Source organism: Vibrio genomosp. F10 str. 9ZD137, from assembly GCF_049974785.1.
Taxonomy (GTDB): Bacteria; Pseudomonadota; Gammaproteobacteria; order Enterobacterales; family Vibrionaceae; genus Vibrio.
In genome coordinates this window covers 1-25,612 of the sequence record NZ_JBNGCJ010000145.1, presented here as the reverse complement: position 1 = coordinate 25,612, position 25,612 = coordinate 1, and the positions used below count along the sequence as shown (strand labels likewise).

Annotated in this window: 21 protein-coding genes and 1 pseudogene; 5 read left to right on the top strand and 17 right to left on the bottom strand. The window is 44.5% G+C overall.

From position 1 onward, the window contains the following. The 12 genes from ACP45E_RS01895 to ACP45E_RS01840 form a co-directional block, all read right to left on the bottom strand. Nucleotides 1-423 (bottom strand): aldehyde dehydrogenase family protein (locus tag ACP45E_RS01895; RefSeq protein ID WP_141707181.1); only part of this gene is annotated, 423 nt, incomplete at its 3' end. A gap of 91 nt (nt 424-514) precedes the next feature. Beyond that, a complete protein-coding gene (locus ACP45E_RS01890; protein WP_026026559.1) occupies nt 515-1,531 on the bottom strand; it encodes a LacI family DNA-binding transcriptional regulator in 1,017 nt (338 codons plus the stop codon). Nucleotides 1,532-1,748: 217 nt separating this feature from the next. Next, the gene (locus ACP45E_RS01885; protein ID WP_017037574.1) at nt 1,749-2,867 is read right to left on the bottom strand and encodes an ABC transporter ATP-binding protein; all 1,119 of its coding nucleotides are present in this window, start codon (nt 2,865-2,867) and stop codon (nt 1,749-1,751) included. Continuing rightward, nucleotides 2,867-4,216, bottom strand: a complete 1,350-nt coding sequence (locus tag ACP45E_RS01880; RefSeq protein ID WP_017037573.1) for a GH1 family beta-glucosidase — start codon at nt 4,214-4,216, stop codon at nt 2,867-2,869. Before ACP45E_RS01880 ends, ACP45E_RS01885 begins: the two co-directional genes overlap by 1 nt. Before the next feature lie 14 nt (nt 4,217-4,230). After that, nucleotides 4,231-5,079, bottom strand: coding sequence for a carbohydrate ABC transporter permease (locus ACP45E_RS01875; RefSeq protein WP_026026558.1), 849 nt, complete (start codon nt 5,077-5,079; stop codon nt 4,231-4,233). 49 nt (nt 5,080-5,128) lie between these two features. Then, nucleotides 5,129-6,115, bottom strand: coding sequence for a carbohydrate ABC transporter permease (locus ACP45E_RS01870; RefSeq protein ID WP_017037571.1), 987 nt, complete (start codon nt 6,113-6,115; stop codon nt 5,129-5,131). 65 nt (nt 6,116-6,180) lie between these two features. Continuing rightward, on the bottom strand, nt 6,181-7,425 hold the full coding sequence (locus tag ACP45E_RS01865; RefSeq protein ID WP_017037570.1) for an ABC transporter substrate-binding protein: 1,245 nt from the start codon (nt 7,423-7,425) through the stop codon (nt 6,181-6,183). 18 nt (nt 7,426-7,443) lie between these two features. Further along, complete coding sequence (locus tag ACP45E_RS01860) at nt 7,444-8,451, bottom strand: LacI family DNA-binding transcriptional regulator (RefSeq protein ID WP_017037569.1); 1,008 nt, start codon at nt 8,449-8,451, stop codon at nt 7,444-7,446. A 242-nt stretch (nt 8,452-8,693) separates the two neighbouring features. Then, the gene (locus ACP45E_RS01855) at nt 8,694-9,080 is read right to left on the bottom strand and encodes an MAPEG family protein (RefSeq protein WP_017037568.1); all 387 of its coding nucleotides are present in this window, start codon (nt 9,078-9,080) and stop codon (nt 8,694-8,696) included. A 173-nt stretch (nt 9,081-9,253) separates the two neighbouring features. Then, nucleotides 9,254-9,961 carry a phosphonate utilization transcriptional regulator PhnR gene (gene phnR, locus ACP45E_RS01850; RefSeq protein ID WP_017037567.1) on the bottom strand — a complete coding sequence of 236 codons (708 nt, stop codon included), beginning with the start codon at nt 9,959-9,961 and terminating at the stop codon, nt 9,254-9,256. Between the two features lie 83 nt (nt 9,962-10,044). Beyond that, nucleotides 10,045-11,574: a rhomboid family intramembrane serine protease gene (locus ACP45E_RS01845; protein ID WP_017037566.1), complete on the bottom strand. Its 1,530-nt coding sequence runs from the start codon at nt 11,572-11,574 to the stop codon at nt 10,045-10,047. A 129-nt stretch (nt 11,575-11,703) separates the two neighbouring features. Beyond that, the gene (locus tag ACP45E_RS01840) at nt 11,704-12,606 is read right to left on the bottom strand and encodes a LysR family transcriptional regulator ArgP (protein ID WP_017037565.1); all 903 of its coding nucleotides are present in this window, start codon (nt 12,604-12,606) and stop codon (nt 11,704-11,706) included. Nucleotides 12,607-12,733: 127 nt separating this feature from the next. Between ACP45E_RS01840 and ACP45E_RS01835 the strand changes: the two genes are divergently transcribed. Next, nucleotides 12,734-13,315, top strand: a complete 582-nt coding sequence (locus ACP45E_RS01835) for a LysE/ArgO family amino acid transporter (RefSeq protein ID WP_017037564.1) — start codon at nt 12,734-12,736, stop codon at nt 13,313-13,315. A 49-nt stretch (nt 13,316-13,364) separates the two neighbouring features. Here ACP45E_RS01835 and ACP45E_RS01830 read toward each other — a convergent pair whose 3' ends face one another. Both ACP45E_RS01830 and ACP45E_RS01825 read right to left on the bottom strand, forming a co-directional pair. Next, the gene (locus ACP45E_RS01830) at nt 13,365-14,705 is read right to left on the bottom strand and encodes a diguanylate cyclase domain-containing protein (protein WP_017037563.1); all 1,341 of its coding nucleotides are present in this window, start codon (nt 14,703-14,705) and stop codon (nt 13,365-13,367) included. 122 nt (nt 14,706-14,827) lie between these two features. Then, nucleotides 14,828-14,971 (bottom strand): DUF2256 domain-containing protein, encoded by a 144-nt coding sequence (locus tag ACP45E_RS01825; RefSeq protein ID WP_198926658.1) that lies wholly within the window; start codon nt 14,969-14,971, stop codon nt 14,828-14,830. Between the two features lie 298 nt (nt 14,972-15,269). On the opposite strand from ACP45E_RS01825, the gene ACP45E_RS01820 reads away from it, so the two are divergent. The 3 genes from ACP45E_RS01820 (at nt 15,270) to ACP45E_RS01810 (ending at nt 17,353) form a co-directional block, all read left to right on the top strand. After that, complete coding sequence (locus ACP45E_RS01820) at nt 15,270-15,731, top strand: IS110 family transposase (protein WP_017037562.1); 462 nt, start codon at nt 15,270-15,272, stop codon at nt 15,729-15,731. Between the two features lie 339 nt (nt 15,732-16,070). Further along, the gene (locus ACP45E_RS01815; protein ID WP_017037561.1) at nt 16,071-16,943 is read left to right on the top strand and encodes a helix-turn-helix domain-containing protein; all 873 of its coding nucleotides are present in this window, start codon (nt 16,071-16,073) and stop codon (nt 16,941-16,943) included. A gap of 14 nt (nt 16,944-16,957) precedes the next feature. Next, nucleotides 16,958-17,353, top strand: a complete 396-nt coding sequence (locus ACP45E_RS01810) for a VOC family protein (protein WP_017037560.1) — start codon at nt 16,958-16,960, stop codon at nt 17,351-17,353. Between the two features lie 72 nt (nt 17,354-17,425). On the opposite strand, the gene glgB is transcribed toward ACP45E_RS01810, so the two are convergent. The 3 genes from glgB to ACP45E_RS01795 all read right to left on the bottom strand — a co-directional run bounded on the left by glgB (nt 17,426) and on the right by ACP45E_RS01795 (nt 24,624). Then, nucleotides 17,426-19,606 (bottom strand): 1,4-alpha-glucan branching protein GlgB, encoded by a 2,181-nt coding sequence (gene glgB, locus ACP45E_RS01805; protein WP_017037559.1) that lies wholly within the window; start codon nt 19,604-19,606, stop codon nt 17,426-17,428. A gap of 248 nt (nt 19,607-19,854) precedes the next feature. After that, nucleotides 19,855-22,032, bottom strand: a complete 2,178-nt coding sequence (gene malQ, locus ACP45E_RS01800) for a 4-alpha-glucanotransferase (RefSeq protein WP_017034803.1) — start codon at nt 22,030-22,032, stop codon at nt 19,855-19,857. Between the two features lie 138 nt (nt 22,033-22,170). Beyond that, a complete protein-coding gene (locus ACP45E_RS01795) occupies nt 22,171-24,624 on the bottom strand; it encodes a glycogen/starch/alpha-glucan phosphorylase (protein WP_069584633.1) in 2,454 nt (817 codons plus the stop codon). 509 nt (nt 24,625-25,133) lie between these two features. Between ACP45E_RS01795 and ACP45E_RS01790 the strand changes: the two are divergent. Continuing rightward, nucleotides 25,134-25,612 (top strand): annotated as a pseudogene (locus ACP45E_RS01790) (HTH-type transcriptional regulator MalT); the annotation flags it as partial.

Below are 25,612 nucleotides of genomic sequence, written 5' to 3'. Positions count from 1 at the left end.
ACCGCTCTTCCGATCTATCGTCATAACTCTTTTATTGGCTAAGGGGGTTGGGATGGTTTCTCCGTAAGCACGCTTACCTTCCTCAGCGAACCATTGAATAAATGAAGCGCCATACATGACCTCGCCTCTCGCTTCGTCTAACGGCTTACCCTGCTCAAGAGTCATCAACCGCGCTAAGTCTTCAGCATTTTCTATCACGAGTTGATACCAGCGCTGTAATACCGTACTTCGTTCTGACGCAGTTTTTTCCTGCCATTTCTGCTGAGCCGCTTTGGATTTTTCAATTTTTAGGTGAATTTCTGAACGCGATAAAGAAGGGATATGGCCCAAAACCGTCTGATCGGCTGGATTGAAGACAGCAATTGAATGATCCCCTTCTTGACACAAACAGCTCAATAACAACTTATTGACGATCAATTCCATTTTCTCAGACTCCAAGACGATTAAGCATTAAGGAAATCATAAGCCAGATTGATAAATTCGCTAAGGATTAGTTCTACTCGGTGATTTAAATTTAACGATAAATCGATTTTGTGGACTGCCTAACAATCAAGTCAATCGGGGGAAGACGTGCTTCGTGTCTCTCGCCAGATAATAGATTTAGAACCGATTCGGCACACACAACACCAATCTCTTCAACAGGCTGTCTTAGTGTGGTGAGCGCTGGCGTGAAATACTTTGATACAGGAAGATCATCAAAACCAACCACTGAAATGTCTTCAGGTACTTTGTAGCCATTATCCGTGAGTGCTTTTATGGCGCCATAAGCAGTTTGGTCATTGGCAGCAAAAATGGCCGAAAAATGCACCTTAGAATCCAGCAACTCGATGGTTTTTTCATAGCCAATTTCAGAGCTAAAGTCCCCTTGCATAACGAGCTTGGGGTTGACCTTAATATTTGACTCCGCCAACGCCTTTTTATACCCCTCATAACGCGCTCCAGAGTCTGGTTGATTGGATAGCCCTTTGATGTGGGCAACATTAACGTGCCCTTGCTGCAACAAATGCAAGGTTGCAATATAGCCACCCAGTGTATTATTCAAGTTCAAACTACGAATGTTCGGTCCTTCCACATCGTAACCCACGGTCACGACAGGAATCGATTCTGCGGTTTTAACAATCAAATCCGGTTTCAAATGACCCGTGACAATAATGACGGCATCGACATTATTTTTAATCAAATACTCCAGTGCATGCACTTCCAATTTGCTTTGCCAATGTCCCGTTGCGATGACAAGCGAGTACCCTTGAGCGATAAGCGTTTTTTCCATGTCGTTTAAAATTCGACTTGTGTGCGGGCTCTCTGGGTGTTGAATCAAGACACCAATCGTCATCGAGCGGCGATTACTTTTCTGCTGTACGGGATAGCTTGGTTTATACCCTATGGTCTTGATCGCTTGTTCAATATTTTGACTTTTTTCATCAGAGACATAAGTAGTGCGATTGAGAAAACGCGACACGGTACTCGGTGAGACACCTGCGAGTTTTGCCACATCATAGACCGTCGGTGTTTTGTTTTTTTTTGTCATCATCTGTACACCCAAATTAGCAAGCAAGGGAGGCAGATTACTCAGGACGTGTATGAATTCAATCTGCATCATTGAAAAACGGGATCTTAATGGAAAAGCGTTCTATTCTCGGCCTTCACTTTAACCCTACTCTGGCTCTATTTATTGAGGCGCAATGGGGTAGAGGTGCAATGGGGCACAGTCCATGAGGGTGAGCCTTTACCTCATGGACTGGTCACCATTAGAACTCGATTTTAGAACTCGATTTAGTGCTGGCTAGCGAGTTCTCGCTCAACGCATCAAAGAGGTGGAATGCGTCCAGATCTAGGTACATAGTGAGGCTATCAACGTCCACTTCAGCGGCTTGGGTTTCCACCATAAGCGGTTGATGACCAATTTCCGTTTTCAACAAGATACTTGCGCCAAGTAGCTCTTTATCTTTTATTTTCACCGGGAAAGGCAACACGCGATCATGATCCACTTGTTCTTTGCGTAAATGGATATCCGTTGGACGAACACCAAAATGAAGCGCGAGATTTTTAGAGGCATGGGCTTTAAAACGCTCAGGAAGTGGAATATGCACATCACCCAGTTCAACAAAGTACTCCCCCTCTTTGTCAATTAACTTGGCTTCCAACATATTCATTGAAGGGTTACCGATGAACTGAGCCACAAATTTGTTCGCAGGGCGCTGGAAGACTTCTGTTGGTGTTCCAACTTGAGCCACGTAACCGTCTTTAAGAATCACAATACGATCAGCAAGGGTCATCGCTTCAATTTGATCGTGAGTGACGTAAATGGTGGTCGTTTTTAGCTCTCGATGAAGGTGTTTGATCTCTTCACGCATGACGCCCCGCAGTTTTGCATCAAGGTTTGAAAGCGGTTCGTCAAACAAGAAAACTTTCGGGGTACGCACCATCGCACGGCCCATGGCAACACGCTGACGCTGGCCACCTGAAAGCTCTTTGGGTTTACGATCTAAAAGTGGGTCAAGCTCAAGCATTTTTGCCGCTTTACGTACTTCAGCATCGATTTCCGCTTTTGGCATGCCTTTCAGTTTAAGTGCAAACGCGATGTTTTCGTACACCGTCATGTGCGGGTAAAGCGCGTAGCTTTGGAATACCATCGCAAGGTCACGATCTTTCGCATCCACCTTGTTCATGTGCTTGTCGCCAACGTAAATATCACCCGAGGTAATATCTTCTAGCCCTGCGAGCATACGAAGCGTGGTTGATTTACCGCAGCCTGATGGGCCAAGGAAAACCACAAATTCACCATCGTTAACCGTGAAATCAAACTCTTTCACCACTTCTACATTTCCAAAAGATTTTTTGATGTTCTTAAATTCTACTTTAGCCATTACTTGTTCTCCTCAGCGCGCGCTAGCAGCGTATTGCGATACGCAATTGCGCTCTGTTTCAATGTTCTTTGTTGGGTTTTATAGTCGACATGAACCATGCCGAAACGTTGGCAATAACCAAAGGACCATTCAAAATTGTCCATCAAACTCCAGGCGAAATAACCATCAACTCTGACACCCGCTCGAATCGCTTGGTCAACGGCGTTCAAGTGACTTTGAAAATAGCGAACGCGTTGTTCATCGTTCACTTCGCCATTGATCACGGTCTGATCATCGCCCGCTGCCCCATTTTCTGTGATGTACAGTGGTGGAAGGTCGTCGTAACGTTGGTTGATACGCACTAATAAATCGGTCAAACCTTGCGGATAGATTTCCCATCCAATGAACGTGTGCTCAGCGTCTTGTGTCACTTTTTCAATATCACCGTTCTCGTTAAAACGCATCACATCACGTGAGTAATAGTTAATACCGACGTAATCCACTGGCGCGCTAATGATCTCCAAGTCCCCTTTGAGGATCATGGGCATATTGACCGCTTGGCGTTCAACCACGGCCGCTGGGTATTCACCCTTCAATACCGGGTCCATAAACCAGTGGTAATTTTCAGCTTCGTTGTAGTCTGCCGCCCCCTGATCTTTGTCGCGGTCGGGATAAGCAGGCGTTGCATTAAACACCACACCATGTTTTGAGTGAGGGGCATTGCTGCGCAAAATCGGCATGGCCAGACCGTGTGCAAGCATCAAGTGATGTGAGGCTAAGAAGCCTTCACGTTCGCCCTTAATACCGGGAGCGTGAATGCCCCAGCGATAACCTAAGAAAGCAGAAACAAACGGTTCATTAAGTGTCGTGTAGACGTCAATCTTGTTGCCAAAGTGAGCACTCACTGCTTGGGCATATTTTGCAAACTTGTACGCTGTTTCGCGATTTAACCAACCGCCTTTATCTTCGAGATATTGCGGTAAATCCCAGTGATAAAGGGTCACATAAACCTGCATACCGCGTGCATGGCATTCATCGATAATTTGCTCATAGAAGGCAAGCCCTTCAAGGTTTACCACACCGTCTTGCGTCATGATTCGTGGCCAGGCGATGGACAAACGATACGCATCGACCCCTAAACCTTGAATCATTTCAATGTCTTGTTTCCATAGATGATAGTGGTCACAAGCAATGTCGCCATTGTCACCGTTATCAACTTTGCCCGGCGTATTACAAAACGTATCCCAGATCGATGGGACGCGTCCGCCTTCTGCTACCCCTCCCTCAATTTGGTAAGACGATGTCGCAACACCAAAAACAAAATCAGATTGCAGCAGCTTTGAATCACTTGGAAGCTGGTATTTATTCATTATAGTCATCTTAATTAACCCTTAACCGCGCCAGATGTAAGCCCTGAAATCATCTGCTTAGAAGCAAACAGATAGGTAATAACCAATGGCAAGATAGAGATAGTCGTCCCCAACATCACTGCGCCCCAAGGTGTATTCGGAATACCTTGTACACTTCGCAGTGCTTGTGTGATGACATAATTGTCTGGGTTATTAAGGACAACCAACGGCTGCATAAACATGTTCCAAAAGAAAACGAACTGCACAATAGCCAGCGTGGCCAACGCGGGTTTCATCAACGGAAGAACCACACTCCAGTACGTTCTAAACTCACCAGCACCATCCAGTTTAGCCGCTTCTAATAGCTCTTTTGGAATCGATGCAATCACGTGCTGACGCATTAAAAAGATACCAAATGGCGTTGTCGTGAACGGTAGCCAGACCGCAATATGGTTATCAAGTAGCCCTAGGAATTTGACGATCATGAAGTATGGAATCAGGCTCAATACGGGCGGAATCGCCATTGAACCCACGAGCATACCGAACAGAAAGTTCTTACCTTTAAACTTGAATACCGCAAACGCGTATCCCCCCATGCTACAGAACAGCAATGAAATCGTTGTGCCTAAGAAAGCCACGTAAATTGAGTTAAACATCGCTTTCCAAAACGGCATGATCTCTAGCAGTTTTGCGTAGTTGACCATTAAGCTATCGCCGATAGCAAAACTGATGCCTGAACCGAAAATCTCAGAGCGGTCACGGGTTGATAATAGCGCTGACCATACAAATGGGAAGACCGTAACAATGGCTGAAATGATCAGCAGTATTGCGAGCATCACCATGGCGACTTTGGTCATGATGTGAAGCGTACGGTCACTTGGCATCAGCCCTGATAGAGGCGATGATTTTAACTGAGTTGAAGTCGTCATCTTATTATTCCCCTAACCCTTTTTTACCAAAGAATAAGAATTGAATTGCGGTACAGGTTGCGATTAAAGCAAAGAGTAACCATGAAATAGCAGAGGCTGTGCCCATCTCAAGCCATTCCCAACCCACTTTATATAGATACATTGAAATAGTGAGACCTGATTGGCCGACACCGCCGCTGCCACGAGTTAAGACGAACGGTTCTTCAAACATTTGTAAGTTGCCGATGATGGTCATCGTGATGGCAAAGAAGACAAATGGACGAATCATGGGTAATGAGATGTTCCAGAAACGACGGAAAGCATTAGCACCATCCATACGAGCCGCTTCTAAAATTTCTTTGGGAATCGTCATCAAACCTGTGGTGTATAAAACGATGTTAAACCCGGTGTATTTCCAAAAAATCATGATCGCGATAGAGGGCTTGATCATGGTTGCATCATCCAACCAACGAATCGGTTGGTAATCGTTAACCCATGCAAAAGCCCAGCCCAATAGCGAACTGTCAGCCAGTGCGATCAAGGTTTGGTTAATGATTCCAGAGTTCGGTGAGTACATGTTGAAGAAGATTAACGATGCCGCCACCGTCGATGTGATGAACGGTAAAAAATACGCCGAGGTTAACCAGTGACGCATTCGGTCGCCCATTGAAACCAGAATATACGCGACAGGAATGGCCACTAAATGCTGCGCGACGCCAGACGTGACGGCTAACCAAAGTGTATTCTTCAACGAACGCCACAGCCACGGGTCAGTCAATGCAATATGGTAGTTTTCAAACCCCACAAATCGCATGGCATCCATCCCCTCAACAGGGTTCCACACTTGGAACGAAAGAAAGATTGAAAACAGTAACGGGAAAATCCCAAAAACAGAAAAAATGATCAGGAACGGCAGTAGGAATCCATATGGTGTAAGCGCTTTCAAATTAAAACGAGAAAAAAAGCTTTTACTTTCTGATGCTTCCATGACGTTGCTCGCTGCTTGACTCATAGTAACGACCTCTTACCAAGAAGGTGCGTTGTCACACCTTCTTGGCTACTTACTAAAATGATGGGTTAAAGATTACGTGTACGACGTTTAATCAAACGCTCAGCTTCACTAAGAGCGACATTAATGTCTTTTCCTTCATCCAGCACTTCCATCAACGCATTTTCTAAGATGATTGAACGAGCAACATGGTCGCCTTTTGCTGGTTGTACAGGCTTGATATTCTGAGCAACTTCAGCAAAGAGTAGTCGAGCTTGTTGACCACCGAGGAACTCAACGCCTTCTTTAAACATTGGGGCATCGTAAGTTGTGGTGTTCGATGGGAAGGCCGCAATCGTTTCAAAACTCTTAAGTTGAACGTCACGATCCGTCGTCATGTATTCAATCAGTTTCCACGCATCATCTTGGTTTGACGCTTGGGTTGGAATTGAAAGGAATGAACCACCCCAGCTTCCGTAAATACCATCAGGAAGGTTCTCTACGCCCCATTTCCCTGCAGTATCTGGTGCAATCCAGTTGTTTAGGTGACCCAACAACCATGCCCCAGAAAGTTGTGTTGCGAACGTACCGTTACGGAAACCTTCGTACCATTCGTTTGACCACGCCAGAATGCGCGCATCTAGGCCCTTATCACGAATCTGTTTGGCGACTTCAAAGGCATGAACGAAACGCTCAGAAGTGACCACCGGATTGCCGTCTTTATCGAAGTAAAGGCCTTCACCTTCCGGTACAGTGGTAAAGATAATGGCTTGAGCCACATCCGCCGCTGAAGCGATAAGCTGTACGTTTTGCTCTTTGAGCTTAACACCTGCTGCTATGTAAGAGTCCCAATCTTTAATTGCCTCTTCTACATCAATACCCGCTTTTTCAAACACATCAGTACGGTAATACATAACGCCAGGGCCTAGATCCACTGGAATACCGTACATGCCGCCGTCAGCGCCTTTACCTTGCGCCCAGGCATACGGTGCAAAACTTTCTTCAAACTTATCGGCACCGTATTTTTCAGACAGGTTAACAAGACCACCAGACGCCACAAATGGGCCGATTTTTTCAACGTCAACAACGATGACATCACCCGCACCAGAACCTGTTGCTAGGTTAGTCGTCAGCTTAGTGTGGTGATCCCCGTGGTTATTCATTAGGTAATCCACTTTGATACCTGTTTTCTTTTCAAAATCAGGCAGCAATACTTTTAAGCTGCTATCAAAATCGGGAAAGCCATCGAAACGAATTTGATTGTCTGCGGCGTGAGCGGTAGCAGCAAGTCCAAGAGCAACCGCACTAGCAAGCGCTAAGGTCTTAAATTTCATGTGTTATCCTTAATATTTTTATAGGGTATTGAGTAGGTCCTTGACCGAATTTCGTACCACCAGCCTTGGTGATAATTTGAAGTTCACGTCTCTTTTATTTTTATTGAGTTTTTGAATAGCGAGCTGTACAGCTTCTACGCTCATCTGTTCAATGGGGAAATTAATCGTGGTCAGCCCCGGAGTGAGATAACGAGCAAAAAGAATGTTGTCAAAGCCAACCAGTGATACCTGTTCTGGCACTGACCTTCCTGCTCCTTTTAACACTTCGTACGCCCCAAATGCCATGTGGTCATTCGAAGCAAATACCGCCGTAAAGTCACCTTCACGCTTGAGTAACTTCTTCATTGCACTGACACCTGTTTCTTCAGTAAAGCCCGCCTCAGAAACCAACGCTTCGTTATATTGCAAACCCGCTTCTTCCAGTGCGATTCGATACCCTTGCAGACGCCCCCGAGCATCTGACTTATCGAGTGGCCCTGTAATACAAGCGATTTGGCGGTGCCCCATTTTTAATAGATGTTGAGTCGCAAGTTTGCCCCCAAGCTCGTTATCAACATCTATACAGCTAGTTGAAATCTCAGGAATAAATCGGTTTATCAATACAATTGCTACACCCTGTTCTTCTAGAGAAATTATATAGTCATCAGTAAGCTGCTGAGCGTGCAGGACGATAGCATCGACACGACGACCTAATAAAAATTCAACTGACTCTTGCTGTCCTTGTTCGGTATTTGACCCTGCTGTGACCACAACGTGGTAGCCAAAGCGGCGAAAGTTACCTTCCAAATTGTGTAAAATTTCAGAGAAAAATGGCCCACCTAACTCTGGAACAATAATGCCAATACTGCCGGTACGACTTGATGCTAATGCCTGAGCAATTGAGTTTGGGCGATACCCCAAATGCTGAATGGCTTTTTCTACTTTTAGCTTCTTGTCATGACTGACTCTGCTAGTGCCGTTAATGACCCTAGATACAGTGGCTTGTGAAACACCTGCGTATTCAGATACATGCTTTATCGTTGCCAATGGAACCTCTAATTTTCAATCTGGGCGCGGCGCTTGAAACCGCTTACAGATGGAGTATTGAGGATTTTAGGTGTTATTTGCGTGATTTTAATCACATTGGGTGGGGTGCCAAATTGGCAATTTGATAAATATAGAGAGTACTTACAGTTTACTTTGACGCCATGAAACAGTTTCATGGCGAAAAGGATTATTCATGAGAACATTGAATTGCTAGCGTGAATCATATTGACGGCCAATGGAAATCACCATAGCTGATCGACTGGCAAGTAGAGAAGATTCAATACAATCAACAACGCAATTGTGGCAAAAGTCATGAGCATTCCTGTTTTTCTGCCCGGTAACGTGTTACTCAAAATAGCGCGAGCGTGCATCACTCTACCAATCACAAAAACGCTTCCTATCCCATGAATCCACAATAGCCCTATGCCGTTATGCTCTAACAATGCCATCAAGATTAATGTGATCGGAATGTATTCACTCGCATTACTGTGTGCACTCCGAGCGATTTTAAGTGCTTCTACATCGCCATCAGCATAGGCAATTTTATTACTCCGCCGCTGCTTAATAACCTGTGCGGATAGCCAAATCATTAAACTGGCGAGGACTGACGCATAAAGCGCTGTGATCATGAGAATGTCTCCTTTTTAAATAGAATTCACAGTGTAGGTGACAATACCGTCTCATGGTCTAGCCGCTAATAAAAAACCAATAAAAAACCCCAATAAAAATATTGGGGTTTGCGGTTAATAAGCCACCGGCACGAAACCAATCTCGCTTTATTAGCTCTAAATCTGAGTGAGATCTAAAACTGAGTTAGCTCTGAAACAGACGAAATGCAGATGGCATCGTGACGCCAATACTCAATACTGCAATCAATCAGATCACCATTTGCGTGATAGTTCACTCTCTCAATCACCATAGCGGGTGTGCCCGGTGTGGCACGTAATGCTTGCGCGACTTCTCCAACCAAGGAACGGCTGGATATTCGATACTGCGCTTTGTGGTAAATCACACCATAATGCTCTCGGTAAATGTCCGTTAGCGACAGTGAAAAATCATGCTCTAGTAATTTGGGAAACCGCTCAGGGGACATATAATGGGTCACATACACCACTGGGCGCTGATCCAAAAAACGCACTCTATCAACACGAATAACATTCGCGAAAGGGCCGAGATTGAGTAAGCTCGAAGCCTGTTTATTCGCCAGCATACTTTTGGCCGCGACGACTTCTGTTTTAGGAACTCGATTCTGGGCCAATGCCCTATTGGTAAAGTTGAGCGTTTGGGCCGGATCATAGTGCAATGGCGTCGGCGATATGAACCAGCCTCGTCGATCTTCTCGATAGATCGTGCCTTCTGACTCTAGCAATGACAACGCTTCGCGCAACGTAACACGAGTCGTATCAAACGACTCCGCCAACTTACGCTCTGAAGGTAGTTTCTGTCTTGGAGAGAGCATACCGGATGCAATCTGCTCAACAATCGCTTCTTTAATCGTTACGTACTGCACAGGTTCTCCTTGTGTCATTCACGTTCACTGCTTTTGCTCTGATTATTTCTAAGTGACTTATTACCTTAACGCTATTGACTAGCTTATGCGGTGGGCAATTGTTGACTAAACGACGGCTTTCTTAACCATGTTGTCATTAACCAAGTAAATACTAATCCAGAGACAAACCCACCAACATGCGCTGCATGATCGATGTTTGGCAAGAACAGTACACCAATACCAGAACCCAGTACAATAGCCACCAAAGCTAAGAGTTCAGAACGGTTTTTCTTTTTAATATAACCAGTCAAAAGCAAAGTGATTATTGCCCCCACTAAACCATAGTTCACGCCGGAAATACCAACACTTAATGTATGATCATGCCAAGCTATACTTGCTAATGATGAACCGAGTGCCGAGATAATAAACAGCAACACAAAATTTGGGCTACCTGTTACGGACTCAACACTTCGCCCTGCTATTCCAAGAACAAATACATTCATAATGAAATGGGCAAATCCAGCATGGACAAATACCGAACTCAATAGTCGCCAATAATCCCCCGCCAGCACTAAGTCCTTTCTTACCCCACCAAAAGAAAGCAACTCTTGTACATTGGCATTCATCGGGTCGACACCTCGGAGAATACCGACGATAAAAACAGCGATACATACATTAAGCGCCAAAGATGTTATTGGGCTGCCTGCTCTAAAGGTGACCGCTTTAAGTATCATCGAAGTGAAGTCACTTTCATCCAGTTTATCTTGCTGGTAAGACTGCAATGCCGTAGAACTTACTTTTAACATCGCAATGATAAATGCGACCATGCAAAAAGAAATGATAGAAAAAGTGGACAAGTAGTTAATAAGATCTTGATTCGAATCAACTAAACTTTCATTTCTTGGGTACAAAACAAACTGTTGTTGACCTTGTTTATTAGGGTATCTTTCCTCAATAGCCGACAGCAATCCATCGTTCAAATTTGAACTTTTTAGCAGTTCGAAATGGTCATGCTCGTAATAATTTATTTTCTCAAACTTAGCTTCAGACTCTTGAATAAACTTGTGATACAACGCCTCTTTCTCATTGTCTTCAAGCCTATTACTGATCGTTTCGCTGTATCGAATTCCATACCATATGTTCTTTTTTAAATCGATGGGCACGGCAATTGACAAAGACATATTAAAATCAACATTGTTCTTTCCCCTTACCCTAAAGTCGACACCATAAGCAGCCAAACTAGGAAATATGGGGTATCGATTGATCTTAAAAAACTTTTCATTAGACATTTCAGGAATCGAATTTTTCGTTTCAAGTTCTATCAAATCATAAGAAATTGAGGAAATTAAGGATTGCGAAATCACTAATGGAACCGCTATGGCAATCATCATTAGCATTTTTATAAAGCCAGACGATCTATCATGTTTGAATTCAAGTACTCGAAAACGTTTCCTCATAACCAACAAAATCACCAATATCGATAACGCGGCTGGCAAAAACAAATCCAAAATAATTTCATCTACGGATATGAGCGTAAATTTGATATCAACTAGCCAGCGTATGGCTGAGTAACCCACTAGCAGCATTGTAAAAGAGAGGAAAAACGGGATAAAAAGCAGTTTGAACTTAGTCATGGAGACTTTTCTCGAAACATCAAAGATTTAATATGGGAGATGAGATTAAGCAACCACTACCTTAGACTCTAGCGACTCATGGGGAAATTGCGAGTTAAATAACAAACCGGTTGATAATCCTAAGTACGATCAATACACCCCATTCGGTTTTTGGTATTGAGGCAGAAAGCTAGCCTTGTTTAGTACTGCGTCAGTCACCTCGGCGAGGATTCCTTGTTCTAATGCCCAACGATGCCAATAAAGATCGCGGGCAAAGCCGTGATTAGGCAGCAGATCCACTAAATGGCCACTCTTTAGTTTATCTTCGATCATTAAATCAGGAATCATTCCATAGCCAATGTCCAATTCCGCCATCGTAATAAACGCTTCTGGGGATCGCAGTGTATGGTAGCGCCATTGCCCTTCTTTAAGACCAAAGTGTGCTTCTAGAAAACGATGATGCATCTCATCATATTGATCAAAGATAACAGCAGGTGCCGCTTTTAGAGCTTCACTGGTTACGCCATTAAAGAAGTATCGCTCGTAAAAATCTGGGCTGGCGACACAACGGTAATTGATCTGCCCAAGATAGTCACTGCTGCACCCTTTTAATGGCATTTTCTCAGCACTGATCGCGGCTAACACCTCACCGCTGCGTAACTTTTCTAGCGTATGTTTTTCATCCCCCATCACGATATTGAGCGAGATCTCATGGGCACTCAGCACCGACCTAAGCGCAGGCAACAACCACAGTGCTAGGCTGTCATGATTACTGGCTAAACTCAGCTCAGTGACTGATAACTGTTTGTCTGGCCACCACTCTTGTTCAAGCAACTTCACTTGCTGATATAACCCCAACAATCGCTGTCCGGCTTCTGTCGGTTTCGGTGGCACCGAACGAATAAGCAGAGGCTGAGCCATGTTTTGCTCAAGCTGTTTAATTCGTTGTGAAATGGCCGATTGAGTAATGAATAGTTTCTGCGCCGCCAAATCAAAGCTGCCTAGCGAAATGACCGCGTCTAAAGCGGCAACGGCCTTGTAATCCACATTCACATTAGATCTCCTTATCAGGCATTAATTTAATTAGCGTTACTTATTTATGTTTATCGCATAATCTAGCGAAAAATCAAACATAACGGATAAAAACATGAGTACTTGGGTATGGCTACAAGGATTTGGAATGGGCGCGGCAATGATTATCCCAATTGGTGCGCAAAATGCCTTTGTATTGAATCAGGGAATTAAAAAGCAGCATCATCTAATTGTTGCGGCTATCTGTGCAATGTGTGATGCATTGTTGGTCTTTGCGGGAATATTTGGGGGCAGTAAATTACTCACCGCTTCGCCTCTGGCGTTGACTGTCATTACTTGCGCTGGCGTTTTGTTTTTGTCGTTCTATGGGCTGAGTTCGCTGCACCGAGCATGGAAATCTCAGAGTGACGCCTTCAAAGCCAACCAGAAAGTCATGTCTCGAACCATGGTCATTTCGGCGACACTGGCCGTCACTTTGCTCAACCCACACGTCTATTTAGACACCTTTGTTGTGCTCGGCTCCATTGGTGCAAGCTACGCTCAACCAGACCGCCTGCCCTTTGCACTTGGGATTGTCGCGGCTTCTTTCTTCTGGTTTTTCAGTCTATCGACGGTAGCGGCTAAAATGGCCCCAATTTTAAATAGGCCAAAAGTTCAGCGAATCATCGATCTCTTGTTTGGCGTTATCATGCTGTTTATCGCTTGGAAATTGATGCAATCTCTGTCTTAGATAAAGCCCCCCCCAGAAGAAAAGCGCTATGGTCAGTGTTCTAAATACACTACGTCGATTTATCATTGCGCTTTTCTTTGTACATGTTTTTATCTGCTTTTGACAATAAGTCATTAATCACAGTCGGGTCGGGGTTACCACTGTAACTGCAATAGCCGATACTGAGGGATAAGGGGGTCTTTTGTCCTTTCCATTGAAATGCATTCTGCTTAACGTTTATTTTTATCTTTTCAATTACTTTCTGAACATCATTTGGGATGGTCAATCGTTGTAAAATCACAATGAATTCATCCCCACCGACTCGAGAAACAAAATCTGTCGAGCGTAAGCTGTGAGTAAGCAATGATGCGATATATTTCAAGACTGCATCACCCGCTTCATGCCCTAGTGAATCATTAATGTCCTTAAACTTGTCTAAATCCATGTTTAAAATTGTGAAATGTACAGTGTTATCATTGCGAGACATCACTTTGTTCAATTCATGGAACAAGAACCGCCTATTAGGCAACTTTGTTAACTCGTCATGAAGAGATAGCTTCTGAACCCGTATGTAGTTTCTAATCAGGAACAACACTAAAATATAGATCACGCTAAATGTTGCCCAACCTAGCGCACGAAACAGAACGTTAAAGCGCTGAATACTGTCTATTTGCTCAAATCCCGTATATTTAGCAAACAAATTCCAATTGCCATTAGGCATATAGATTGGGTAACTGGCGTCATAATTGGCTAAAACCTTTTCATCACCCTCTATCAGTTGATTATTGTGGCCGGTTAAAGCAATGGTCGCGCCTTTTAAAGTGCTCAGTGCAGATTGTGCAATGAGCTTGTCGTAGTCAATCACAACACTGAGACCGCCCCAATATTCGTTGTTTTGTGGTATATCGGTAAATATTGGATATCGAGCAACCAGTGCCATCCCTCCTTGCACAAGTTCTAGTGGCCCTGCGACAAACACTTTTTTTTGCTGTTTAGCAAGTTGTACGGATCGGTATTGGTTGGGAACAGTGCGAAAATCTAATCCAATGGCTTTTTCGTTACCTTCCAAAGGGTACACATGAGAAATGATGTCATTAGGTGCGAGCCCTATATTTCGCACAAGGTTTGCTTTCGACAAGAATTGTTCCGAGACAAAACTCCAGTTGTTCATCGCAAACTGAGGATCAAGTGCAATAACAGAAGCAAAGCTGTCAGCAAGATACGTATCACGGTAGACATTCGCCTCAATGCTATATCGAACCAAATCCAGTTCATGCTGAACATCTTCTCTTCCTAACTGCATTTGCTTATCAACAAAGATGCCAGTGATAAAACTGATCAGGCTATGAGAAATAAGTAGGTAGACCGCAGTCAGTAGAATTAAAGACCGTGGTTTAATCTTGTTTACCATGAAAGACTCGATACTTTGGGCCCATTATTGAATTTAGAATCCTAATTACATAGTAGACCAAAGAAACGAACCAATGAGTGCCATAAGGTATTACCCTTTTACATAAATCGGCCTATAACGCTCTATTGTTTGGTTTTACCTCGTAAAGACTGACAACGTTTGGAGCAATATTTAACCATAGGCCAATCACGCTCCCATTTTTTTCGCCAATTGAATGGTCTTTGACAAACGACACATACCTTTTTTGGCAGTTGTGATTTTTTCATCGTTTTTTGTCCAATCGCATTTATCATGATAGCGCTTCTTTCCTTAAGCATTATCAACATCCAACGCTCGTCACTACGCGAGAAATCGCATTATGGTTCATAAAAACATCGGTCTCACTCGTCATTGATCATGGGGAATAGAGTATCGGTCATTGATAATTGGTCGCTATATCCACGCGAAAAACGTATGAAGTTATTTATTCTCATGGAACTACTATACGGGGTCCTATAGTTAGAAGATGCAACTAATGAACTAACGTCTATCTTTAGGGAACTTCTGGCAGGTCTCTTTGATGAAATGCTCCATCTAGACAGAAGAATTAAGACACTAGAAAGTAAGCTCGAGGTAATTTGTGCTCAAAGTGAAGAGTGTCAGCGCCTTCTTACTATTCCCGGCATTGGTTTACTCAGCGCGACCGCTATGTTCGCGGCCATTGGAGACATTGCTGCCTTCAAAAGTGGTCGAGAATTAGCAGCGTGGTTAGGCTTAGTACCCAGGCAGCACTCGACGGGCGGCAAGCCAACATTACTCGGGATTAGTAAAAGAGGTGATACCTATCTTCGCACCTTACTCATTCACGGTGGGCGTACCGTTGTACGGGTAGCCGGCAAGCATACCGACCAGCGTAATCAATGGATAGCCAGCACAGAAATACGCCGTGGTAAAAATATTACCGCGGTAGCGGTTGCCAACAAAAATGTTCGAGTGGCTTGGGCCTTATTAAGTAATAAATCCATTTATCAAGCCAAAGCGGCTTAAACCACAACGAGCAACATTAACCTAAAATAACAAGCAACACCGTTTAACCTAATTGCGTAGATAAAACTCAAGTGATGGCATAAAAGGTAAAACCTGCATATCAGTAAGTCTGCTGGGGTCTAGGGCTCAATACGAAGCCGAAGACCTGATGAGACCGGTATGCGCGAATTCCATCAGGGCCAGAAGCGTTAAGAGCTTCACCCCAAGGCCGGATATATGGAAGCAAACCTTTCTGTTTCACGAGTCGGTTTTGTCTTGCAATACAAGGCGGACCATATATGACCCCTTTGGTTCTCTTGACAGACTCTATGCAATTTTAAAATCACATCACGCTAGTCAATGACCTCTTACCTAATTATACTTGATCAAATGTTAGATCCTGAATTCACACCGTTTCAAGGCCAAGTACACGGGCACGATTTATATCAAATCTGGACGCCGCCCGCGCCTGTCAGTCACTGGGTACATTATTTCTGGCAACTGTCTGTTCCAGTTGGGGATTTTTATTATCGGAGTGTTCCTGATAACTGCGTTGACTTGATCATTAATCTGGATCAATTGAATGACGCCGTTTTGGTTTCCCCGTTCACCTCTCCAATCATCTACCCTTTGGCAGGCCCAGCACGATACTTCGGTGTTCGGTTTCGCTTACTGGGCCAACATGCGTTACTGTCTGAACCGATTAGTGAATGGGCATCTGACAGCGATCAAACTGAAATAAAAGATCTATTTCCTGTGCAATTGATAGAACAAATTGAGCACTCTCTCTCTTTTAGCGAGTCGTTCGAACAAAAAAGCCTTCGTTTAGCAAAAGCCATCGTCAGTGCCATAGAGCGGCCAGTCATCGATCCTAGAATCCTTAAATTCATTCGCTACTGCCATCACAGTGATAACGCATTACCCTTAAGTGAATTATCGCCCAACATACTGGGTATAACCGACCGTCAATTGAGGAGGTTAACGCAGCAATATCTTGGTGTTAGCCCTAAAGCATTTTGCAAAGTCGTCCGCTTCCAGAACACTCTGAGGGCATGGCGTACAATGAAAGATAATAGAGCTTGGGCAGACTGGTATTTTGATCAATCCCACTTTTCACGAGAGTTTAAACAACTCACTGGGAGCCCACCGAATCAATTTTTGAAGATGTCCGTTTTGTACAAGAATCCCTCTCCTCAATCTTCCATTATTCTCCCTGACAACGCACAAACATAATAAAGGAGATAAGTATGATTGAATTTAGCGCGATGTTCCCAGTCATGGTAGCGGTAGATTTAGAGAAGATAAAAACCTTCTATGAGACATTTTTTGGCTTTCAGTCCGTTTACTATCAACAAGATTTTTACCTTCATTTAGTGTCAATGGACACAGGGGTTCAACTTGGCTTTTTGGTTCCTGATCATCCAAGCCAACCTGAGTTCCTTCACCGTCTATTTGATCCACAAGGCTACGTCATTAGCTTGGAAGTACCCAACGCGGTTGCCGCCTATGGACAAGCACAAAGCTTGAATATGACGTTCTCAATGCCATTGAAGGAAGAAGAATGGGGCCAAATTCATTTTATGGTTGAAGACCCTGCCGGTATTAATATCGACATAGTTCAGCACAAAGCGGATACTGAATAATTCCGTCTAGCCAATAAAGAAACAGGGTATGTAAGAACATACCCTGTTTAGTGTTGTAGCCGATTTATGCGGTTATTTCAGCTTATAGAATACGGTCGCAAGCGGCGGTATACGTAATGAAAGTGATTGTGATAACCCTTCACTTTCCACCGTTTGAGTTGCCGCAGTGTCGAACACATGATAATCACTGCCATTGTAGTGTGCGTTATCAGTATTCAATAACAACTCATACTCACCAGGTACTGGCATACCTAATACGAACTCGTCTTGTGGAACTGGTGTAAAGTTAGTGACAACGAGAACACGTTCACCTTGTTCGCTGATTCGCTCATGAGCCAAAATACTCACGTCTGCCGCATCTTGTAAACGCCATTCAAATCCACGAGGGTCACTGTCTAACTCATGCAGCGCGAGTTCGTTTCGGTACATCTTATTCAGATCACGCGTTAAGTTTTGAACCCCTTTATGACGGTCAAACTCGAGTAAGAACCATTGCAATTGATCGTCATGATTCCATTCGGCAGTTTGACCTATTTCAGCCCCCATGAAGTTCAGCTTTTTACCCGGCTGGCCATACATGTAGCCCATGTAAGCGCGAAGGTTTGCGGTTTTTTGCCACTCATCACCTGGCATTTTATCGTGTATCGACCCTTTGCCGTACACCACTTCATCATGAGAAAGTGACAATACGTAGTTTTCACTGTGTGCATACACTAATGGAAAGGTGATGGTATCGTGGTGATATTGACGGTGAATAGGATCTTCTTTGATGTACGCTAGGCTATCGTGCATCCAACCCATGTTCCACTTAAAGCCAAAACCTAAACCGCCCATGAAGGTCGGTGCTGATACACCAGGAAAAGCGGTCGATTCTTCCGCAATCGTCATCGCATTCGGAAAGTGCTTATACACTTCTTCGTTCATCCACTTCAGCGTGGCGATGGCATCGTAGTTTTCATTACCACCGTCGACATTCGGCACCCATTGGTCATGACTGCGCGAGTAATCGAGATAGAGCATCGAAGCCACAGCATCGACTCGGATACCATCAATATGGAACTGTTCAAACCAATACAACGCATTTGAGACTAAGAAGCGACGAACGTGTTCACGGCCTAAATCATAGATGTACGAGCTCCAATCTTGATGCCAGCCACGACGAGGATCAGGATCGTGGAACAGTGGCGTACCATCGAAGTTTGCTAAACCATGGTCATCGGATGGAAAGTGCGCAGGCACCCAATCGAGAACCACGCCCAAACCGGCTTGGTGGCACTGATCAACAAAATATTTGAAATCGTCCGGTGTACCAAAGCGGCTCGTCGGCGCAAATAAACCGATCGGTTGGTAGCCCCAAGAACCATAAAATGGATGCTCAGAAACAGGCATGAGTTCTATGTGGGTGTAACCAAGATCAACCAAATACGGGACAAGCTCAGCGGCAAGGTCACGATAGTTTAAGAAGTTACCATGCTGATCTCGCTTCCAAGAGCCGGCATGAAGCTCGTAAAAAGAGAGGGCTTCACGGCGCTTTTCAGTGACAGGTCGACTCTGCCATTTTGTATCTTGCCAGTCGTAGCGATCATGATTATAAGTGACCGACGAAAACGATGGATGTTGCTCGCTATAAAAGCCCCAAGGATCGGCTTTATGCGGTAAGCCTTCCCCTTCTGGGCCTTTCATTTCAAATTTGTACTGGGCACCTTCTTCTAGGCCAGGTATGAATATTCCCCATATCCCGTAATCTAAGCGCTGCATAGGGTGACGACGTCCGTCCCATGAGTTGAAGTTACCAATCAGGCTACAGGCTGAAGCATGAGGTGCGTAAACAAGAAAACGCGTACCCGAAATGGACTTTCCATCTCGTTCTAAGGTGACAAATTGAGCCCCCATTTGGTGATACATTTGTTTCGGGTTATGCAATTCGTCGTAGCCAGCGTATAAAGCGTGGTATTGATATGGGTCGTCAATTAACTGCTCGGTACCAGACCAATTAACCGCCAGTTTGTAGTGGGTAAAACGAAGGTCACGCGACTGTTTCAGCACAAAACCAGAAGAATCTTCGCGAGTCAGCGGAATTCTCTCTTCGCCTTCAATCACTAACTCTACACCATCGGCATCTGGCATCCATACGCGCAATGCACCTTGTTTTTCAGGCAAATACGGCCCAATAAATGAGAAGGGATCGGCAAACGCAGCTTGTGAAAGTTGGGTGTACACTTGTGTAATTTTATTAAGCCCTGTTTGTTTCAATGTAAGTTCTCCTAACCTAACTTTCGACAATCGATTTCTTATATAAGTACCCGCTGCTGAATGATCGTTTCTATATAATAAATTTTTATATAAATTAGCAACTTGTTAACTAAAAAAGCCTACTAGTCAGCAGGCTTAATAATTAGTGGATGTAGTTTACCGAACTTAAGCCTCTTTTAGAGTGACCAAGTTTATACTTTTCTATGCGACTGGTATCAATGGCCGCTTTATCGGTTCTATTGATCGCTTTACCCTGCTTTAGAACGAACTTCAGTCAAACGCTTAGTAATACGGTTAACACTTTCGCGAGCAAATATTTCATCCAGATTCATTGACAATTTACGACGCCAGTTAGGGTATTCATTGACCGTGCCTGGTATATTCACTGGCTGGTCCATTTCTAACCAATCTTCAAGTTGTACACTCAGCAAAGAAGATGAGCCCGCGGCAACGTGTAAATGAAGCGCTTCGCTTAAGTACGAATCCATCGGCACTTGAGAGGCATCACGACCCACGCCTTCTGGTAAATATCCATGCCATGCTACTGAATCCAAAATACCCTGTTTACAGACCAAACGATCTTGATACAGGCTTTCGAGTTGCTGCTCGTCTGGGTACAAACCAATGTCATGGCCCATTTTTAGATCATCACAGTGCCAGAAGCCACGGAGTGTCGGCATATCGTGCGTACATAACGCTGACATAGATTGTTCAGCGTAATGTGCCGGTGAAATAAAACCACCGTCTTCCTTTGATGTCTCAAAGAAAAATACCTTGTAAGAGTTCACACCCGCATCACGCAAAATATCAACAATCTCATCGGGTACCGTACCCAAGTCTTCACCTATCACACTGCATTGCTGACGGTGCGATTCAAGCGCCAGTATCGCTAGCATGTCTTGAACAGGGTAATAGATGTAAGCGCCTTTCGTCGCATCTTGACCTTTCGGAATCCACCATAAACGCAGCAATCCTAATACGTGATCAATGCGCAGTGAGCCACAGTGTTTCATATTGGCACGAAGCAAGTTGATGTACGCTCGATATCCGGTCTCTTTTAGTACTTGAGGGTTCAGCGGTGGTAATCCCCAGTTTTGACCAAGTGGGCCTAATACGTCTGGTGGCGCGCCAATGCTTGCATCAAGCACTAAGCTGCCGTCATCTGCCCAAGTTTCTGAGCCTGAATCTGCCACACCGACAGCAAGGTCTCGGTATAGGCCAACCGCCATCCCTTTTTCTTCTGCCAGTGTCTGTGCTTCATTGATTTGCGTGTCAGCAATCCACTGCAGGTACATATAAAGGTGCACACTGTCTTGGTTATCTTTAATGTATTTTTGCACCGCAGGGCTATCAAACTTGCGGAACTCTTCAGGGAAAACAGGCCATCCCCAAACACTAGAATCTTGTTTATGCAGCTCAATATGCAGAGCATCAAACGCCGCCTGATGGATTAGGCTATCACCACCTTGTTCAACAAACGCCAAGAATGCTTGCGCACGTTCGCTGTTTTTATCTAGGTGCCGAGATTTAAATTCTGCATAAAGCATTGGCAATACGCGATTTTTTAGCTCAGCCACTTCTGTATAGTTCACCCAGTGTGAATCTCGAGCCTGCTGTAAACGCTGCTGAAATTCAGCACTTCCAACCGTCTGTTGCGCTTTAGCGCTGAGTGCAAACTCAGGCACTGAGCTCACATCAATGTATAAAATGTTGAGCCAACGACGAGAGGATGGGCTGTATGGGCTTGCCCCTTCTGGGTTCGCTGGAAAAAGAGAATGAATTGGGTTAAGACCGACAAAGTCACCGCCGCGAGAAGCGATATCAGCGACAAGCTGTTTTAGATCACCAAAATCACCAATGCCCCAATTGTGAGAAGTACGCAATGTGTAAAGCTGAATACTTGGTCCCCACATTTTCTTGCCGTCATTCATTTTAGGCTGTTTGAAACACGACTGAGGAGTGAGAATCAACGACATCACATACGGTGTTTTACGACGCTTTCTCGAAACAATAAGAGTGTGGTAGCCCCACTCAAGATCGTTGGGTAAGGTAAATACTAAAGGGCCACCCTCTTTTCGCTCATCTCTAACAATCTGAGATTGAAGATAGCCTTCAAGTACCTGGCCTTGCTCTGTTTCCAAACGCCAACTGAATTCACTCTCTCTGGCGCTCGCGCCAAGGTTAAGTTCCACTTCAATCGCTTCCCCATCACGAATAACCATGACGGGTTCAAGTACAGATTTCTTGTGCTTTTTCTCTGCAGAACTTAGTAATGCTGCGTCATTGCGTGTGTCGTACCCTAGCGAGCCTAATAAATGTAAAAGAGTGTCATCTTCTACTTTTGCTTCTTCTCCCCAAGCACTGATATAGCTATCAGCGAGTCGAGCCATTTCGGCGACTTGTTGTAATGCTGTTTGATCTGTCATCGCTCTCTCCGAAGGTTATTATTACCTTCACAACGTCGGGTTTTATTGATTGTAATAGATAACGCATTGCCTAATACGAATGAAGCCAAGGCGATCGAGACCTAAAATAAGGTACGCCTTGGCTATTATTTGGACGTATTACCGCTTAACCGCTTCCAATTTCCAGATGTTGTTCACGTAGTCGCGGATTGAGCGGTCTGAGGTGAACTTACCAACCAGTGCAGTGTTAAGAATCGCCTTCTGAGCCCAACCTGCTTGGTCTTTGTACTGTTTGCCCATGTCTTCATGTGCTTGCACGTAAGAGGCGAAATCAGCAAGACATAAATATGGGTCACCGCCGTCTAACAAGCTATCAAACGTTGCACGTAGAAGGCCTGGTTGACCCGGAGTGAACTCATCGCCAGTCAATAGGTCTAGAGATGCTTTCAGTAGTGGGTCTGCATTGTAGTAGTCGTATGGGTTGTAACCCTGAGCTTTCAGTGCTTGAACACCATCCACTTCTAGGCCGAAGATGTAGATATTTTCATCACCCACTTCTTCACGAATCTCAACGTTTGCACCATCCATCGTACCGATAGTTAGCGCGCCGTTTAGCGCCATCTTCATGTTGCCCGTACCCGATGCTTCTTTACCCGCTAATGAGATTTGCTGAGAAACGTCTGCTGCAGGGATGATGATTTCAGCCATGCTGACACGGTAGTCAGGGATGAAGACCACTTTAAGCTTGTTGCCGATGCGAGGGTCGTTATTGATCTTCTCTGCAATCTTGTTCACCGCGAAGATGATCTCTTTCGCTAGGTGGTAACCCGGTGCTGCTTTCGCTGCGAAGAAACATACGCGTGGCTCACACTCGAAACCAGGTTCGTTAAGAATACGGTGGTACAGAGAGAGAATGTGTAGCAAATCTAGGTGCTGACGCTTGTATTCGTGAAGACGCTTGATTTGAACGTCAAAGATAGCGTTCGTATCTAGCTTGATACCCATGTTCTCTTGAACCCAATCAGCTAGGCGCTGTTTGTTTTCTTTCTTAACAGCCATGAATTCTTTTTGGAATTTCGCGTCTGTTGCAAACTTAGCGATGCCTTCTAGCTGCTCAAGTTTTGCAGGCCACTCAGCGCCGATCTTACCTGTGATTAGCGTAGATAGACCTGGGTTACAGAACTTCAACCAACGACGTGGCGTGATGCCGTTCGTTACGTTAGTCAGTTTGCCTGGGAAGATTTCGTTGAACTCAGGGAACAAGTCTTTCTTAACCAGTTGTGAGTGAAGCGCAGCTACACCGTTGACTTTGTAAGAACCAATCACACATAGGTTTGCCATGCGAACCATGCGGTGGAAACCTTCTTGGATGATAGAAAGCTTCGCTTGCTTCTCACCGTCACCAGGCCACATCTTGCGAACTTCTTGCATGAAGCGGTGGTTGATTTCAAAAATGATTTCCATGTGGCGTGGAAGAAGACGGTTGATCAGTGATTCAGACCAAGTTTCTAGTGCTTCTGGAAGCAACGTGTGGTTCGTGTATGCGAACGTATGTGCACTGATTTCCCATGCTTGATCCCAAGATAGACCTTTCTCGTCAATCAAGATGCGCATTAGCTCAGGAATCGCAATCGTTGGGTGCGTATCGTTCAGTTGAATCGTTTCTTGCTTAGGCAAATCTTCTAGAGAGAAACCTGCTGCTTCGTGACGACGTAGAATATCGCGAACAGACGCTGCTGAGTGGAAGTACTGCTGCATTAGACGCAGAGTCTTACCTTTCTCGTGGTTGTCGTTCGGGTAAAGAACCTTAGTGATGTTACCTGCATCGATTAGCGAGTGTTGCGCTTCGAAGTAGTCACCGTTGTTAAAGCTTGCGAGTGAGAATGGTGCAATTGCCTGACATTCCCAAAGGCGCAGCGGGTAAACCGTGTTTGACTCGTAACCTACGATAGGTAGATCCCAAGGCATTGCTTTTACTTCCATACCTGGAACCCAAGTACGAACTTCTTTACCGTCAACGAATTCAACGTCTACATGACCGTAAAAACCAATGTGTTGTGCTAGTTCTGGACGAGCTACTTCCCATGGGTAACCTTCAACACCACGCCATGCGTCAGGTGCTTCTTGCTGACGACCGTCTTGGAAAGACTGTTTGAATAGACCGTATTCGTAGTGAAGACCGTAGCCTACTGTTGGGTATTCTTGAGCGGCACAAGAATCCATAAAACAAGCGGCTAAACGCCCAAGACCACCATTACCTAGTGATGGGTCGCGCTCTTCTTCTAGAAGATCAGTTAGGTTTTGACCTAGCTCTTCCATCGCGTGAGTGATTTGCTCGTACAGACCCATGCTGATCAGGTTGTTGCCTGTTAAACGGCCAATCAGAAACTCTAATGAAAGGTAGTTAACGCTCTTCGCGTTCTTAATTTTTTCATCATTTTCAGTTTCTAGCAGGTCAAAAGTCGTTAGCTCTGCAAGAGCACGGCCCATTGCCAGGTACCATGCACGGCTATCTGCATTTTCAATTGTTGTTGCGTAGGTTGCAGATAAATGTTTCTTAACGCTCTCTTGGAACGACACTTTATCGAAAGTTTTTTGCTGAGTTGGTTTCATTTCAGAAATCTCGCTTTTAATAGTTCTAATTCATCTGTGACATATCGTGCATCTACACAGTATTCTAAACATCCTCCTAGATATTATGATGAAGAGGAGGAGAGGTTAGGGCGTAGAGGGCGTACCCCACTATGAGCGGTGATCTAAATCTCAATAATCGCTGTGCATGACAAATCAGCCGTGATTCACCTCACACACCCTAGCTGTTTACCCTACTCTGTATTCATTAAAAAAGTATCAACCCGAGTTTCACTATTGATACAAAATGAGAAATAGTTCTCATAGTTTCTCCTCGAATGATGCAAGTTTCATGATTTTTCGTACAAGTTACATTTACATGACACATCAAAATCGAACAATTAGTGATTCGCATCACATTTACAGGGCGTAGTGGTAAATTTGAAGCGATCCCCTTAAAAAAACGGGGTGGGATCAATAACGGTCATTGATGAGTTCCAGTAGTATCCAACCTATCGGCTCCATAACCATCATGACAACGGATTAGAAATATGTGGATTCCATCGAAATTAACTCGACCTGGTCGACTTCATAATGCGATTGTTCGCCCTAGAGTCCTTGACCTATTACAGCAAGCCCCTTGCTATAAGTTGGTTCTTTTTCGTTCGCCTGCTGGCTACGGGAAAACCACCATGGCTTCTCAATGGCTATCCGACAAATCTCATGTTGGTTGGTACAGCATTGATGAAAGTGATAACGATCCGTTTCGCTTCATCAACTATCTTTTACAAGCTCTCAACAAAAGCACCAATAACGCTTGCCCAAATGCGCAAACCTTAGCAGAGAAACGCCAGTTTTCTTCTCTTCACTCCCTCTTTAGCGAAGTCTTTGCCGAACTTTCAAATTTTCACCAAGAATGCTACGTCGTACTCGATGACTACCACCTGATCTCGGATGATGAAATCCATGAAGCAATGCGGTTTTTCCTTAAGCATATGCCTGAGAACCTTACGCTTGTGGTGACAAGCCG

Excerpts from the sequence above, each read along its gene's own strand:
- ACP45E_RS01870 (WP_017037571.1), bottom strand. The coding sequence starts at position 6,115 with ATGAGTCAAGCAGCGAGCAACGTCATGGAAGCATCAGAAAGTAAAAGC.
- ACP45E_RS01835 (WP_017037564.1), top strand. The coding sequence starts at position 12,734 with ATGGGCGCGGCAATGATTATCCCAATTGGTGCGCAAAATGCCTTTGTA.
- malQ (WP_017034803.1), bottom strand. The coding sequence starts at position 22,032 with ATGACAGATCAAACAGCATTACAACAAGTCGCCGAAATGGCTCGACTC.
- ACP45E_RS01875 (WP_026026558.1), bottom strand. The coding sequence starts at position 5,079 with ATGCCAAGTGACCGTACGCTTCACATCATGACCAAAGTCGCCATGGTG.
- ACP45E_RS01815 (WP_017037561.1), top strand. The coding sequence starts at position 16,071 with ATGACCTCTTACCTAATTATACTTGATCAAATGTTAGATCCTGAATTC.
- ACP45E_RS01825 (WP_198926658.1), bottom strand. The coding sequence starts at position 14,971 with ATGAAAAAATCACAACTGCCAAAAAAGGTATGTGTCGTTTGTCAAAGA.
- ACP45E_RS01855 (WP_017037568.1), bottom strand. The coding sequence starts at position 9,080 with ATGATCACAGCGCTTTATGCGTCAGTCCTCGCCAGTTTAATGATTTGG.
- ACP45E_RS01885 (WP_017037574.1), bottom strand. The coding sequence starts at position 2,867 with ATGGCTAAAGTAGAATTTAAGAACATCAAAAAATCTTTTGGAAATGTA.
- ACP45E_RS01795 (WP_069584633.1), bottom strand. The coding sequence starts at position 24,624 with ATGAAACCAACTCAGCAAAAAACTTTCGATAAAGTGTCGTTCCAAGAG.
- ACP45E_RS01810 (WP_017037560.1), top strand. The coding sequence starts at position 16,958 with ATGATTGAATTTAGCGCGATGTTCCCAGTCATGGTAGCGGTAGATTTA.
- ACP45E_RS01880 (WP_017037573.1), bottom strand. The coding sequence starts at position 4,216 with ATGAATAAATACCAGCTTCCAAGTGATTCAAAGCTGCTGCAATCTGAT.
- ACP45E_RS01890 (WP_026026559.1), bottom strand. The coding sequence starts at position 1,531 with ATGATGACAAAAAAAAACAAAACACCGACGGTCTATGATGTGGCAAAA.
- ACP45E_RS01845 (WP_017037566.1), bottom strand. The coding sequence starts at position 11,574 with ATGACTAAGTTCAAACTGCTTTTTATCCCGTTTTTCCTCTCTTTTACA.
- ACP45E_RS01820 (WP_017037562.1), top strand. The coding sequence starts at position 15,270 with ATGCTCCATCTAGACAGAAGAATTAAGACACTAGAAAGTAAGCTCGAG.
- ACP45E_RS01830 (WP_017037563.1), bottom strand. The coding sequence starts at position 14,705 with ATGGTAAACAAGATTAAACCACGGTCTTTAATTCTACTGACTGCGGTC.
- ACP45E_RS01865 (WP_017037570.1), bottom strand. The coding sequence starts at position 7,425 with ATGAAATTTAAGACCTTAGCGCTTGCTAGTGCGGTTGCTCTTGGACTT.